This is a genomic window from Gemmatimonas phototrophica (assembly GCF_000695095.2).
In the GTDB taxonomy this organism is placed as follows: Bacteria; Gemmatimonadota; Gemmatimonadetes; order Gemmatimonadales; family Gemmatimonadaceae; genus Gemmatimonas; species Gemmatimonas phototrophica.
This window is the reverse complement of record NZ_CP011454.1, coordinates 977,622-991,514: the sequence shown is the minus strand read 5'-3', so window position 1 is coordinate 991,514 and position 13,893 is coordinate 977,622. Positions and strand designations below refer to the sequence as shown.

The following is a 13,893-nucleotide window of genomic DNA, read 5'->3' as shown; positions in this document are numbered from 1 at the left end:
GCCGCCGTATGCCCAGCGTCCTCATCGTTGACGACGAACCGAACATCCGACGCATGGTCGGGGCGCTGCTCAGCGCCGAGGGCTATGATGTGCGCGATGCCGCCGACGGCAGCACGGGTCTCGCCCTCGCGGAAGCGCTGGAACCGGACATCGCGCTCATCGATCTCATGATGCCGGGTGAGCTTGATGGGCTGGGGCTCCTGGAAAAGCTGCGCGAGCGCCGCCCCGATGTACCGGTGGTCATGATGAGCGGGCGCGCCGCTCTCACGGACGCGGTGCGCGCCACGAAGCTGGGGGCCTTCACCTTCCTCGAGAAGCCGCTCACACCGGAAGGCGTGCTGCTCGCCCTCGCGTCGGCGTTTGAGCTGCGCCAGGCGCGTCGCACGGCCGCTGCGCTGCGCGAAGACCTGGGTATTTCGGGCGAGATGATTGGGGATTCCCCCGTCATGCGCGACGTGCGCGCCATGATCGCGCGCATTGGCCCAACCGACGCGCGAGTACTCATTACCGGCGAGTCGGGGACCGGCAAGGAACTGGTGTCGGCCGCGCTGCACGAATCCAGCCCGCGACGTGACAAGCCGTTTGTGCGCGTGAACTGTGCGGCCATTCCGCGTGATCTGGTGGAGAGCGAGATGTTCGGTCACGAACGCGGCGCCTTTACCGGCGCTACGGAACGCCGTATAGGTCGTTTTGAATTGGCACACACCGGGACGCTCTTTCTGGACGAGGTGGGCGACCTGGGGGCGGAGGCGCAAGCCAAGTTGCTGCGCGCCATTGAAGCCCGCGAAATTGAGCGGGTGGGTGGCGGCAAGCCCATCAAAGTGGATGTGCGCATTCTGGCGGCCACCAACAAGGATCTCGCCAAGGCCGTGGCCGACGGTTCTTTCCGGGAAGATCTCTTCTTCCGGTTGAACGTCATCCCCATGCAACTGCCGCCGCTGCGCGACAGGCCGGGGGATCTGCCGGCGCTGGTGCGCCACTTTTCGGCCCGCCACCGCACCCGCACGGGGCGTCCGCAGGTCACATGGCACCCCGACGCGTTGGCTGCACTCAGTGCGTACCGTTGGCCGGGCAATGTGCGTGAACTGGCCAATGTGGTGGAGCGGCTGGCCATTCTGCATGCTGGCAGCGAGGTCTCGCGCGCCGACGTGGTGCAGGTCATTCCGGAGGCCGCGCACGGTCCGGGGCAGCGGACCCCGTCCAACGGTGTGTCCGTCACGGATGCGGGCGACCTGCTGCCACTGAGCGACGCGCTCGACGCCTACGAGCGCCGACTCATTGCGGCCGCGTTGGCGCACAGCGACGGGAACGTGGCCGAAGCGGCGCGGCGGCTGCAGACCGATCGCCCCAACCTGTATCGCCGTATGCGGCGTTTGGGATTGGCCTCGGCCACCGAATAGCGGGGCGTTCAAACCTTTCGAGACAAGCAGATGTCCATCGGTCTTTCCCCGTAACGGTCCGACACACCGGTGTCCTCAATTGTGCGCACCGACGTTCGGCGACAGCTGCCGCCGTCCCCGTGCGCGAGGGGCCCGGAACGGGTGATATTCCCTCGGAGAAAGCCCGCGTGATCCCCTGCGCCGCCATCGGGAAGGGTGATCCAGGTCGCACTGGTACACGACCTGCCTTCTCCGGACGCGAACCTCAGCAGGAGTACCGGATGACTGTTTCCATGACCGCCTCAGGTCATGTTCGCCCCGCTCGCCGTTTCCGGCGCCCGTCCACGCTGGCGCTTGCAGTGGTCCTGGCCGCTCTGGCGGTCCCGCAACGGGATGCGTTGGCTCAGCGCGAGCGCCGGGTGGGCAGTGTGCCGCGAGAGGTGGCCCTCGAGGTGACGCACCTGTTCAACGCATCCACCACGCGACGGGTGCGCGGCGATTTCACGCTCGCCGCCACCGATACCGTAAGGGGCGACCTGGCCATTCTCAATGGTAATGCCCGCTTGTCCGGCGTGGTCTACGGCGATGTCGTGGTGCTCAATGGCGACGCGTTTTTGGCCGACGGCGCCCGCCTGGGGAAAGGGCTCACCGTACTGGGGGGCACCTTTGAATCACCAGAGCGCCCCAATGTGGCGGGGGAAATCCGCGTCTGGAGTTCGCGCTATCGCTATCAGGAGTCGGGTGACACGCTGGTGGCGGACACCGATTTTCTAACCCGTTTCTCGGAGTGGGTGCGCGACGAGGATGAGGGTAGCACGCAGAGCCAGCTCTTCGTTACCACCGCCCATACATACAATCGCGTCGAGGGGCTCCCCATCTTTATCGGGCCCCGGTTCCGCACCCGCCATGGTGATACGCGGGTACGCGCCGAGGTCTTTGGCATCTTCCGCACCGGCGACCAACTCGTCTGGAAGGATGAGAACCTGGGTCACCGGGTGCTTTTCGAAGTGCGTCAGGGGAACACGAGGGGCATCGCCGTGGGCGGCCGGCTGTTTGACGAAGTGGACGCCATGGAACGCTGGCAGCTTACGGACGCCGAAGTGGGGCTGGCCACGTTTCTCTTCTCCCGCGACTACCGCGATTACTGGGAGCGGCACGGCGCACAGGGCTATGTGTCGATCTTCGCCGGCCGAGGCCACGAACTGCGGGCCTCGGTTGGCGAGGAGCGCTGGAACGCGCGCCGCAGCCGCGATGTGTTCCGGCTGAATGATGAGGTGGCGTTACGTCCCAACCCGCAGGGTGACGAAGGGGTCATGCGCCTGCTCACGCTGAGCGGCACCTTCGACACTCGCACGAATCCGAAGAACCCGCTCTCCGGCTGGTATCTGCGGGGGGAATACGAGCGAGGAACCAGCACCGATTTCCTCCCCGGCAATGCCCTTACCGCGGGGGCTCGCCCATTGGCGGCCACAGCCAGCAGCGTTGCCGACACCCGACTGGCCTACGGCCGCGCCCTCCTTGACCTGCGTCGCTACAACCGACTGGGCCCCAACGCGCAGCTCAATCTGCGCGCGGTGTTTGGCGGTTGGATGAACGGTGATCCGCTACCGGTACAGCGCCGGCTGTCGGTGAGCGGTATTGATGCGCTGCCCGGCTTTGATTTCCGTCGGTCGCTTGGCACCAACGATGTGGGCACCTGTGCCACGGGCGACGAGGCCGGCTACGCGGCGTTGGGCCGACCAGCCCAGTGTGAGCGCATGGCGCTGCTGCAGGTGGAGTGGAAGGGGGACTTCCGCTTTGAGCCGTTCGGTGATGACGATGGCGGCGATCGCCGCTGGCAGTTTGGCCGCGGCGGCGCCGACGGCACCTGGGTGGTGTTCGCCAACAGTGGACGCGGCTGGCTCGTGAATCACGGAACGTCGGGTGTGCGTACGGCAGCTGATCTGGCGGCCGATCCGCTGCGCTTCGGCCGCAACCGTGTGCCGGATATCGGCACCTGGCGCACCGACCTGGGTGGCGGCTTCGACTTTGGCGACTTCGGCGTGTACATCGCGCAGGCTGTCTCGCAGAGTGGGGTGTCGCCCAATGTCTACGTGCGACTCGGACGACGCTTCTGATCTCTCCGGCCACCTTCTTCCGTATGCCACAGCGCCGCGTAGTGCGGTACCTGTTGCTGACGCTGCTGCTCCTCGCGGGCGGCAGCGTTGTGGCGCAGGCGCAAGCGCGTCCGGAGATTGATATTCGGGTCACCGCGCAGTCGTACCCGCCGCTGGTGGCGGTGCGCAACGTGCTTGAGGAACAGCCATTTGGCGAACTGCTGCGGAACGGGTTTCCGGCGCGCCTGCATATTCGCGCCGAAGTGTGGACGGTGGGGCGCTACTTCGACGATGTCCGTGGCCGCGCCGAGTGGGATGTGATTGTGCAGTACAACGTCATTGAAAAGAGCTACGAAGTGGCGCGCCTGGTGGGAGAGCGCGTGACCCCACTGGGCAGTTACCTGCGATTCGCCGACGCCCGCGCCGCCAGCGAGCTGGCCTATCTGCCGACGCTGCCAACGCCCAGGCGAGGACAGAAGGGGTACATCCTCGTGCAGGCCGAACTGCAAACGCTGGACGTCTCCGACCTCGATGAAGTGGAGCGCTGGCTGCGCGGCGAAGCCACTCCCGCCGTGCGAGGCAAACGCAGCCCGGCGTCCGCGCTCACCCGTGGCGTGCGCACGTTGGCCTCGCGCATTCTGGGGGGCGAGGTGAGACAGCTGGAGGCGAGAAGTCCGACGATGACGTTTTAGTTCACTGAGTACTGACAACCCGAACTGAGAATTGAAAACTCAGACTGACTACTGAAAACTCCCGCGGACCGTAGGAAGTCTTCAGTTCACAGTACGAGTTGTCAGTTCTCAGTTTGAGTTTTCAGTCGTCAGTTGTTCCCATCCTCCTACACCGCCAGCGAAGCCCCCTCGATCTTCTCGAGTTCGCGCAGCGTATCCTCGCCGTAGAAGGTCCGGATGTACTGGGCCTGAATGGGCGTCAGACGTCGCACGGCCCAGGAGAGATGCACGAAGTGCGGCTCCACCGGCGTGTGCAGCGGCTGCATGCCGATTTCGTTCGGCATTCGGTTGGCCTTCTTGGTGTTGCAGCTGCTGCAGGCCGTGACCACGTTGGACCATTCATTCGTGCCGCCGCGCGACATGGGAATGAGGTGGTCACGCGTGAGCGACTCCCGCGGCTTGAGCTCGTTGGCTTTCCGACCGCAGTACTGGCACTGATAGTCGTCGCGCGCAAACAGGAAGGTATTGGTCACCTGCCGGCGGAAACGCCGCGGCACGTGGACGTAGCGGGTCAGGCGAATCACTGCCGGCCGTGGAAACGCCTGGCGCTCGGAGCGCACCACGGCGTGGCTGTCGGCTTCCACGATCTCGGCCTTGCCGTCGATCACAAGTCGCAGCGCACGCCGAAGCGGCACCATGGTGAGTGGTTCGTACGACGCGTTCAGTGCGAGACATCCGGCAATCACGCCCTACCCTCCGCTGAGTCGTAGACGGCCAACCGTGCGCTGCTGGCAAAACAAATCCCCGCCACTGCGTCGACACAAAGGCCGACCATCAGGGAGCGGGGAGAGGTACTGCTCAGCGGTGCACGACCCTTGTGGCAACAACGGGCCATCCGCAGGCTCTGCGGCGACTGCTACTCCTGAAGACGGCCAGTTCGTTGCGCGGGTGCATATCGAAGCATATCACTGCGAACGGCGCTGCCGCCACTCCCCCAGCCGCGCCGCCGTCACACGTTGTCGCGCTTCCCAGTCAGCGCTGGCGGCCTGCAGCTGACCGTCCCGCACCAAGACACGCCCCGCGACCATGACCAGAAGGGCCGTCGCGCGCCCGGCCAACGCGTGCACCAGTGCCACCGCCGGGTCATGAACCGGCTGAATATCGGTGCCGTCCAAGGCAAACGCCGCGAGGTCCGCCGCTTTGCCTGGCTCGATCGTACCAATTGTGTCACCGAGCCCCAGCGCCCGCGCTCCACCATGGGTAGCAAGCCCGAGCGCGTCGTGGGCGGACAAGGAGTCAGGACTGCCCGATCGGACCGCATGGAACAGCGTAGCCTGTCGCGCTTCGTCCAGCAGATGCATGCGGTCGTTGCTCGCCACCGAATCGGAGCCAAGGCCGGTGGCAATCCCGTGCGCCAGCATCCGGTCGAGCGGTGCGATGCCGTGCCCAAGCTTGGCGTTGGAGATGGGGCAGTGCACAATCGTGGCGCCGTGATCAGCGATGCGTGCAAAGTCACGGTCATCGGCACGAATGACGTGAACGAGCAGTGGCCGCGCCGCCAGCACGCCGGTGTCCTCGAGCAAGGCAATGGGCGACAACGCTTGCGGCGCGACCGCAATGCCCCGCTCCCGCAGTCGTACCGCGAAGGGGCCGGTGCCTTCCACGACAAAAGCGCTTTCCGCCGCACTCTCACCGACATGGACCGCCATGGGCAGCTCTTCGGCGCGGGCAAACGCGGCCGTGGCCGCAAAGAGCGTCGCCGACACCGTGTACGGTGCGTGGGGTGAGACTCCGGTGCGCACGAGCGACGTATCGGCCGCCCGCAACACCGCGACCCGTTGCCGCAAGCGCGCCATCGACTCGTCGCATTGCAGCGGATCCGGGCCAAAGACTTCCACGTAGCCAATGCCACGCACGCCCAGCTCTCGCATGGCGGCCAGTGGCAACGCCGAGTCGGTACAGTCGGCCAGCGTGGTGATGCCGTGCCGCAGCGCTTCCGCGATGCCGAGGCGCGAGGCATCCAGCAGATCGTCTTCAGAGAGCAGATCACGCCGCACAATGGTGAGCGTGCGCAACCACTCGCGGAAGTCGAGCCCTTCGAGAAAGCCTCGCAGTCCGGTGAGTTCCAGATGCGAGTGCGCATTGACCAGCCCGGGCATGAGCGCCACGGTGCCCAGCGCGTGCACGGGCGTGTCGGCGGGCATGTGTGCGGTGGCATGGGCCGCCGGTCCCACCCACGCAATCTGTCCGTCGCGCACCAGCACCGCCCCCTGTGGAAGAGGGGGCGTGACCATGGGCAACACCCAGTCGGCGGTGTAGAGCGTGTGCGCGGGGCTCACCGGCCGTCAGTCCGGCGGCAGTCGGAACGGATTGGCGGTATCACGCCGCACCGAGGCCCGCGCACTGTCCAGCGTAAACGGCGACGGTTCTGATGGGTCGGTGCACGTCTTGGTGGGTTCGTAGCCCTGCACAAAGAACTCCGTCGCCAGTTCGGCGGTGCAGCTGGCGTTGGCCAGGCGCCCAGTGGCGGCATCGATTTCGCGCACGATGACGCCATCGGGACGTGGCCAATCAGGCGGCTGCGGCTTGCGGCGGTAGACCTCGGTCATGAACGCCGACCACGCCGGGGTCGCCAATTCACCACCCTGGGCATTGCTTTTGATTTTCTGCGGCTTGTCGAACCCCATCCAGAGTCCAGCCACGAGATCGGCCGTATAGCCAATGAACCACACGTCGGCACCATCGTTGGTGGTGCCGGTCTTGCCGCCGGCCGGGACCCGGAACCCGGAGCTCCAGATGCGCGCACCCGTGCCACGAATCACGACATCCTTCATCATGTTCACCATGAGCCATGCTTCTTCGGGCGACAGGACCGCTTCGCGCGACAGCTCCGGCTTCCACACCACCTTGCCGTCGGCGTTCTCCACCTTGCTGATGCTGTGCGGCGTGGTGCGCAGGCCAAGATTGGCAAAAACGCTGTACGCCCCGATCATTTGCAGGGGGTACGTGTCGGCGGAGCCAATGAAGACCGACGGATACGGCGGGATGGGCGTGGTAATGCCAAAGCGACGTGCCATGGTGATGACCGCATCGCTGCCCACCGCGAGTCCGGTGCGAATGGCGGCCAGATTGCGTGACTGATACAGCGCCTTTCGCATGGGCATGTTGCCCATGAACTTCAGGTCGTAGTTCTGGGGCGTCCACGTTTCGCCGCTCACCTGATCAAGCGCAATGGGCGAATCGTCTACCACCTGCCCCGGGCCGAAGCCTTCGTGCACGGCGGCCGCGTACACGATGGGCTTGAACGTCGACCCTGGCTGACGCAGTGCCTGTGTGGCCCGGTTGAACTTGCTGTCACCAAAATCACGACCACCCACCATGGCGCGCACCGCACCGGAACGCGGATCAATGGCGACAAACGAGCCTTGCAGATATGGCGAGTTGGCCGCGCCGGTCTCTCCGCCCTCGGCGCTTCGGGCCAGGTACGCTTCGTAGGTCAGGTGCGTGTATTTGCCATGGCGTCCGGCTTCAATGGCCTGCAGCTGATTCTCGAGTGCCCGTTCGGCCGCGGTCTGCATGTCCACGTCGAGGGTGGTGTACACCTTCAACCCTTCGGCGTACAACCGCTTGCCAAAGTGCTGCTCCAGCTCCTGACGTACCCATTCCACGAAATACGGGGCCACGTCGCCCGACTCGGTGCGTTCGGCCAGCTGCAGCGGATAGGCCTTGGCCAGTGAGGCGTCGGCGTTGGAAATGGCTCCGCCGCGGCGCATGAGCTCCAGCACCGTGTTGCGACGCAAAATGGCCCGGTCGGCAAACCGGCGAGGGTTGTACCGTTCCGGCCCCTTCAGCAGCCCGGCCAGGACGGCGGCTTCGGCCACGGTGACCTCGCGCACACTCTTGCCGAAATAGCGCTGCGACGCAGTCTCCACGCCGTAGGCGCCGTTCCCCAGATACACCTGATTGAGATACAGCTCAAGAATCTTGTCCTTGCTGTATCGACGCTCAATCGCCCGGGAGACGCGGGCTTCCTTGATCTTGCGCAACAGTGTTTTCTCACGCGAGATGCGGTCGGAAAACACGTTACGGGCCAGCTGCATGGTGATGGTGGAGAACCCCTGCACGTAGCTGCCGGCGCGCACATTGCGCGCGAGGGCGCCAAAGATGCGGAAGTAGTCGATCCCGTCGTGGCTGTAGAAGCGTTTGTCTTCGGTGATGATCACCGCGTCGCGGACGTGCTTGGGGATATCCTTGAGCGTGATGAGCGTCCGGCGCTCGAGACCGAGCTCGGTGATGAACCGACCGTCGGCGGCGTAGACCTTGGACGTTTGCCGTGGGACGTACTGCTCGAGGGAGGCAATGGAGGGACAGCGCCCATCCCGGCAAATGACGGCCCAGGCGCCGGCGAGCACGCCCGCGCCAATGGCCCCGCCAAAAACGCCGAGCACCAGGAGCCACCCCAGCCAGGGGCGTCGCGAAAGCACAGAAAAGAGAGCCATAGCAGGGTGGAAGGTACACCCCGGCGGAGGGATCGGTACCACTTCAGGGGGCGCTTATGTTTTGAGCATGTCCGAGCGCACACTTTCCGCCTCCCCCCTCGCAGAACTCGCCTGGCGCGAGCTGCTCAGCCAGCACACCGAGGGCCTCCCGGCCGCGTTTGCCGACGGCCAGGTCTCCGCGTACGTGGGGTTCGACCCCACGGCGGACAGCCTGCACGTCGGGAACCTCATACCCATCATGGGACTGGTCCATCTGCAGCGCGCCGGTCATCGGCCCATTGCGCTGGTGGGTGGCGGCACCGGCATGATTGGCGATCCCAGTGGGCGCAGCAACGAGCGGAATTTGCAGGACCTCGAGACGATCGGTGCCAACGCCGAGGCCATTCGGAAGCAGCTGGCCAAGTTCCTTGACTTCGAGGGCCCCAGCGCCGCGAAGCTGGTCAACAACGCCGACTGGCTCTGCAGCATCTCGCTCATCGATTTCCTGCGCGATACCGGGAAGCACTTCTCGGTGAACTACATGATGGCGAAGGACTCGGTGAAGAGCCGTCTGGAGACGGGCATTTCGTTCACGGAGTTCACCTACATGCTCATGCAGGCCTACGACTTCCTCGAGCTGCACCAACGCGAAGGGGTCACCCTGCAGATGGGTGGGAGCGACCAGTGGGGCAACATCACCGCCGGACTGGAACTCATTCGCAAGTCGAAGGGCGCTGAGGCTCACGGGCTGACCTTCCCGCTCATCACCAACGCCGACGGCACCAAGTTTGGCAAGAGCACCGGCGGCGGTTCGGTGTGGCTCGACCCGGCCCGCACATCGCCGTACAAGTTTTATCAGTTCTGGATGGGCGCCGACGACCGCGACGTGTCCCGCTACCTGCGCTTCTACACGCTGCTGTCACTCGAGGACATCACGGCCCTCGACGAGCAGGTGCGCAGCGCCCCGGAAAAGCGGGCGGCGCAGCGCGCGTTGGCCGCCGACGTCACCGCGCGTGTGCACAGTGCCGAAGCGGCACGCGTGGCGCAGGAAGTATCGGCGCTGCTCTTTGAGAAGGCCGATCCGCAGGGGCTCTCGACGGCGGCCCTGGGGGCGTTACGCGAGGAGATTCCGTTTGCCGTGTACGAGGCGCCAGCGGAGGGCACGTCGGCCGACGTGGATGTGCTGCACGGTTTGGTGTTGCTGGGTATCGCCGCGTCACGTGGCGCGGCCAAACGGCTGCTGGAGCAGGGCGGAATCAGCGTGAACGGCACCAAGGTGACGTCGGCCATGGTGTCGAATGACCAGCTGTTGCCCGGTCGTCACCTGCTGATCAAGAAAGGCCAGCGCGAGTTTGGCCTCATTCAGGTGCCGTAAGCGGTTGGGCCCAGTGCGGGCCACCGCCGCGGCGCGGTTGACTGGCCCGGACTGCAACTGCCTTTCGAGGACTGCTCCGATGTGGCGGGCATGGCGTCCAACGAGGACTGCCTCCGGCATGAGTCGAGCGGCGTACTGCTGCCGCACGGTTGTTCATTATTTTCGATTGTGGATCTTGAGGAGGTGGCGAGTATTTGTCGCCTCCACCGTCACAGTCCTCGTCGAGACGCCCTGTCCGACCACACGGGCCAGTCCTCGTAATGCAGTTGCGCGGAGCCGGCTCTGTACCGGCAATTCAGGCTGGCCGCTACGCCGTCTGCGATTTCAGGTGGCCAACGTCATGCCACCCAGCCCGAGGCTGCGGGTGATATTTACAAATCCCACGGCCCGGGCGAGTGCACGGGCCCCGAAGTCGGTGGTGGCCAGGCGGGCGTAGGGGAGCAGGCCGTCGTACAGCAGGGCGCGCGCCGCGCGATGCAGCACCAGATGACCCAGCCCGATATGACGGAACGTGGGTGACACGAGGACCCGCAGCCGCGAGAGTCGCCCCTGCGGACGTTCCGCGGAGGCGAGGGCCACCAGCACGCCGCCGCGCATCGCGCCGACCCGCAGCACGGCGCCCGCCGCCTCGTCGTGGGCGCGGGCAAATGGACGCCATTCTTCCTGGCTCACATCAAAGCGCAGGGTATCCATCAGCATGGGCGCTGGCGCATACACGAGCATCGCCATGGGCGGTGGTTCTGCGGTCAGTGTCCGCTCATCCACCAGTGCAATCAGCTCGTCGCCCCGAATGGCCGGCATCGTCTCATGAGCGGCGGCCGGCGGGGCGGCGCCCCCCTGCGGATGGCGCACAAAGAGCCGCAGCGCTTCCGACACGGTGCGCTCCGCAAGGGCCATCGGGGGACGAGCTTTGGAGTGGCGAGACATCTGTGGGCAAGAGAGACCTGCCCATGTAAGATGGCGAGTCTGTACGGCAGGTCCAGTGGTGCCGGTGGTTTTGATGCATCCGGCACCGGCAACGCGTTACTCCAGCAGCCCGAGGACCTGGTGAATGTCGTCCATGCTGTTGTAGCAGTGTGGAGAGAGGCGAATTGCCCCTTCGCGCACCGTAAACGTGACGTGGGCCCGTGTGAGGCGGGCCGCCATTTCGTCGAGCGCGTCGGGAGCAAAGGCCACGACACCAGCGCGACGGGACGAAAGTGGCGGCGTCACGAGCCGCACATCCCGCCGCGACTGCGCCCACTCCACCAGGCGGGTGCCCAAGGCGTCGAGATGGGCGGCCACGTTGGCCACCCCGAGCTCCAGCAGGAGCGACGTCCCGGCGTTGGCCACGGCAAAATCGTGGTACGCGAGCGTTACCACTTCAAAGCGACGGGCATCATCGAAGAAATCGAACTCGTAGTCGGTGAGGCGCGTGTAATCGGTGGTGCTCTTCATGCACGCCCACCCCACATCGTGCGGCTCGAGCGCGGTGATCAATTCGCGGCGCACGTACACAAAACCGGTCCCCCACGGGCCTAGCTGCCACTTCTGCGCGCCGCTGGCAAACAGATCCACCGGCAAGGCATGCAGGTTGATGGGGCGCACCCCGCACCCCTGAATGCCATCCACAATGAAAAAGATGCCCTTGCCCCGACAGGCATGGCCAATGCGCTCGAGGTCGGCCACAAAACCCGTCGCGAACTGCACCCAGCTGACCACCACCGCCACCACATCGGTGCGCTGTTCAATGGCCTGCACCAAGGTGTCTTCGTCAGGCAACCCATTCACGCGCGGCACCAGCTCCAGCTCAATACCGCGTGAGCCCAGTGCCTGAAACGGATAGACGCAGCTCGGGAACTCGCCGTCGAAGGACAGAATGACCCCGGGGCGGAGCGGCAAGGCGCGGGCGGCAAGGTTGAGCCCGTAGGTGGTGTTGGGCATCAGCGCAATCTCGTCAGCGTCCGCTCCCACCAGCGCGGCGAAATTCTGCCGCGCCGTGGATGCCGCGTCGAGCATGCGCTGAAACGGGAGATGATGCGGCTGCGCGCGCAGGGCGCTCCACTCATTCGCCACCGTGACCGCCCGTTGCGGCATGGGACCCACGGATGCCGCATTGAGGTAGATGCCAGGATCGGTGGCCATCCAGGCGTATTCACGATGGCGGAGCGCAGTCGTATCGATCATGAGACGCGGCAGTAAGCGGAAGAAAGAAGGAACGCCATGGCAACATGCCCCTCAGGATCGCGGATCCACTGCGTCACGTACCGCATCGCCCAACAGATTGAAGCCCAGCACCGCGCACCCGATGGCGAGCCCGGGCGCCAGCGACGTCCACGGCGCATTCCGAAGCTGCGACAGGTCGCGCCCATCAGCAATCATGGCCCCCCAGCTGGGCGTAGGGGGTTGTACGCCGAGTCCCAGAAAGCTGAGTGCGGCTTCGGCCATGATGGCGCCGGCAATGCCCAGCGTGCCGGCAATCACCACCGGCGCCATCACGTTGGGCAATACGTGGCGAAACAGAATACGGGCGTCACCAGCACCGATGGCCCGCATGGCCTGCACGAACTCCAGCTCGCGCACCACCAGCACCTGGCCGCGCACCAGTCGTGCCATGCCCGCCCACCCCACCACACCAATCACGACACACACCATGGTGAGTGACGGCTCAAAGGCTGCCGCCATGGCGATCAGCAACAGGAGCGACGGGAAGGCCAGGGTCACGTCGGCCATTCGCATCACGACATCATCCGTCCACTTGCCTCTGTAGCCGGCAACAAGCCCCAGGCCAACGCCAATGGCGAGCGCAATCCCTTGCGACGCCAACCCGACCAGCAGCGAGATGCGCGCGCCGTAGACGAGCCGCGACCACACATCACGCCCCTGCGCATCGGTGCCCAGCAGGTGCGTACGACTGGGTGCCTCCAGCGTGTGACGCAGGTCAATGCGCGACGGATCGTGGCTGGTAACCAGTGGCGCCGCGATGGCCAGCAGGACAAGCACCAACACCACCGTCACTCCCAGCCAACTGCGGCCATCGCGGCGCAGCTTGCGCCACGTCTGCGATCCGTTGGCGAGCGCCGCGCTCTGGGGGGAAACCGGAACGCTCATGCTCAGGCCGGGGTGAGTGACGGCCGGCGCGTCACCCGCGTCCCGGCCACACCGCCGGCCTGCGCCAGCAACGTCGCGGCCGTATCCACAAAGCGGTCCCACGCGTAGTCCCGTGCGGCGCGAACAGCGGCGGCTTCACCCATCGCCCGCTGCGCCGACGCGTCCGACAGCACCCGCGCCACCTCGGCCACCACCGTCACACTCGAGTCGGCCGGAACGCGGAAGCCGGTCACGCCCGGCGTGACCAACTCGGCGTAGGCCGCCTCCTGTGGCACCACGACCGGCATGCCCTGCTGCATCGCCGCCAGCGTGCCCAGCGCGCCGGCATCTCCCCCGGCGGCAATCCAGGCCACACTTGCCTGCGGATGCGGCCCGCGGAACGCGTGGTGCAACAGCGTGTCGAGCGGTACGACCTGTACGCATCCTGACAGATCAAGCGCTGCGGCGTGCAGTCGCGTGGCCTGCAAGGCACTGGCCTCACCCAGCAAGGAGATCCGCAACGCGCCGTGCCGTGATCGCACATGCGCAATGGCCCGCAGGCGTTGGCGGTGACCTCATCGTGCATCGCGGCCGGCACCAGCACGATGTGCGGCGCCACCACCGGGAGTCGATGCACCGACGTCGCACCGTCCGTATCCGCGGGAGGATCAGCCATCGGCCATCCCAGCGCCAGCGACGAGGCGCCCCACGCCGTGATGGAGGCCCGCGACAGCGTGTACCGTGCCCGCCACGGCAACGCGTCGTGCGCATCGGCCAGCGTCATCCCTTCGCGCTCATCGGTGGTATATCGGCGTACGATCCCGC

The 13,893-nt window shown here is 65.8% G+C and carries 11 protein-coding genes; 4 read left to right on the top strand and 7 right to left on the bottom strand.

What is annotated here, in order from left to right:
- Positions 1–8 precede the first annotated feature (8 nt).
- The 3 genes from GEMMAAP_RS04125 to GEMMAAP_RS04115 all read left to right on the top strand — a co-directional run bounded on the left by GEMMAAP_RS04125 (position 9) and on the right by GEMMAAP_RS04115 (position 4,167).
- Entirely contained in the window at positions 9–1,400 is a 1,392-nt protein-coding gene (locus GEMMAAP_RS04125; protein WP_026850127.1) for a sigma-54-dependent transcriptional regulator, read from the top strand.
- Between the two features lie 272 nt (positions 1,401–1,672).
- Positions 1,673–3,496 carry a BamA/TamA family outer membrane protein gene (locus GEMMAAP_RS04120; RefSeq protein ID WP_158514726.1) on the top strand — a complete coding sequence of 608 codons (1,824 nt, stop codon included), beginning with the start codon at positions 1,673–1,675 and terminating at the stop codon, positions 3,494–3,496.
- Between the two features lie 23 nt (positions 3,497–3,519).
- Positions 3,520–4,167, top strand: a complete 648-nt coding sequence (locus GEMMAAP_RS04115) for a hypothetical protein (RefSeq protein WP_026850129.1) — start codon at positions 3,520–3,522, stop codon at positions 4,165–4,167.
- A gap of 146 nt (positions 4,168–4,313) precedes the next feature.
- On the opposite strand, the gene GEMMAAP_RS04110 is transcribed toward GEMMAAP_RS04115, so the two are convergent.
- The 3 genes from GEMMAAP_RS04110 to GEMMAAP_RS04100 all read right to left on the bottom strand — a co-directional run bounded on the left by GEMMAAP_RS04110 (position 4,314) and on the right by GEMMAAP_RS04100 (position 8,645).
- Complete coding sequence (locus tag GEMMAAP_RS04110) at positions 4,314–4,892, bottom strand: HNH endonuclease (RefSeq protein WP_026850130.1); 579 nt, start codon at positions 4,890–4,892, stop codon at positions 4,314–4,316.
- Positions 4,893–5,111: 219 nt separating this feature from the next.
- Complete coding sequence (locus tag GEMMAAP_RS04105) at positions 5,112–6,485, bottom strand: amidohydrolase family protein (RefSeq protein ID WP_026850131.1); 1,374 nt, start codon at positions 6,483–6,485, stop codon at positions 5,112–5,114.
- Positions 6,486–6,491: 6 nt separating this feature from the next.
- The gene (locus tag GEMMAAP_RS04100; RefSeq protein ID WP_043581085.1) at positions 6,492–8,645 is read right to left on the bottom strand and encodes a penicillin-binding protein 1A; all 2,154 of its coding nucleotides are present in this window, start codon (positions 8,643–8,645) and stop codon (positions 6,492–6,494) included.
- A gap of 67 nt (positions 8,646–8,712) precedes the next feature.
- Between GEMMAAP_RS04100 and tyrS the strand changes: the two genes are divergently transcribed.
- Entirely contained in the window at positions 8,713–9,999 is a 1,287-nt protein-coding gene (gene tyrS, locus GEMMAAP_RS04095; protein WP_026850133.1) for a tyrosine--tRNA ligase, read from the top strand.
- A 324-nt stretch (positions 10,000–10,323) separates the two neighbouring features.
- On the opposite strand, the gene GEMMAAP_RS04090 is transcribed toward tyrS, so the two are convergent.
- The 4 genes from GEMMAAP_RS04090 to GEMMAAP_RS04075 all read right to left on the bottom strand — a co-directional run bounded on the left by GEMMAAP_RS04090 (position 10,324) and on the right by GEMMAAP_RS04075 (position 13,628).
- Positions 10,324–10,896: a GNAT family N-acetyltransferase gene (locus GEMMAAP_RS04090; RefSeq protein ID WP_026850134.1), complete on the bottom strand. Its 573-nt coding sequence runs from the start codon at positions 10,894–10,896 to the stop codon at positions 10,324–10,326.
- A 126-nt stretch (positions 10,897–11,022) separates the two neighbouring features.
- On the bottom strand, positions 11,023–12,165 hold the full coding sequence (locus GEMMAAP_RS04085; protein ID WP_026850135.1) for an aminotransferase class V-fold PLP-dependent enzyme: 1,143 nt from the start codon (positions 12,163–12,165) through the stop codon (positions 11,023–11,025).
- A 51-nt stretch (positions 12,166–12,216) separates the two neighbouring features.
- Positions 12,217–13,089: an ABC transporter permease gene (locus GEMMAAP_RS04080; protein ID WP_053334281.1), complete on the bottom strand. Its 873-nt coding sequence runs from the start codon at positions 13,087–13,089 to the stop codon at positions 12,217–12,219.
- A 2-nt stretch (positions 13,090–13,091) separates the two neighbouring features.
- Complete coding sequence (locus GEMMAAP_RS04075) at positions 13,092–13,628, bottom strand: glycosyltransferase (protein WP_082821047.1); 537 nt, start codon at positions 13,626–13,628, stop codon at positions 13,092–13,094.
- Positions 13,629–13,893 lie beyond the last annotated feature (265 nt).

Coding starts and splice junctions, on each gene's coding strand:
- GEMMAAP_RS04125 (WP_026850127.1), top strand. CDS start 9: ATGCCCAGCGTCCTCATCGTTGACGACGAACCGAACATCCGACGCATG.
- GEMMAAP_RS04120 (WP_158514726.1), top strand. CDS start 1,673: ATGACCGCCTCAGGTCATGTTCGCCCCGCTCGCCGTTTCCGGCGCCCG.
- GEMMAAP_RS04115 (WP_026850129.1), top strand. CDS start 3,520: ATGCCACAGCGCCGCGTAGTGCGGTACCTGTTGCTGACGCTGCTGCTC.
- GEMMAAP_RS04100 (WP_043581085.1), bottom strand. CDS start 8,645: ATGGCTCTCTTTTCTGTGCTTTCGCGACGCCCCTGGCTGGGGTGGCTC.
- tyrS (WP_026850133.1), top strand. CDS start 8,713: ATGTCCGAGCGCACACTTTCCGCCTCCCCCCTCGCAGAACTCGCCTGG.
- GEMMAAP_RS04090 (WP_026850134.1), bottom strand. CDS start 10,896: ATGGCCCTTGCGGAGCGCACCGTGTCGGAAGCGCTGCGGCTCTTTGTG.
- GEMMAAP_RS04085 (WP_026850135.1), bottom strand. CDS start 12,165: ATGATCGATACGACTGCGCTCCGCCATCGTGAATACGCCTGGATGGCC.
- GEMMAAP_RS04080 (WP_053334281.1), bottom strand. CDS start 13,089: ATGAGCGTTCCGGTTTCCCCCCAGAGCGCGGCGCTCGCCAACGGATCG.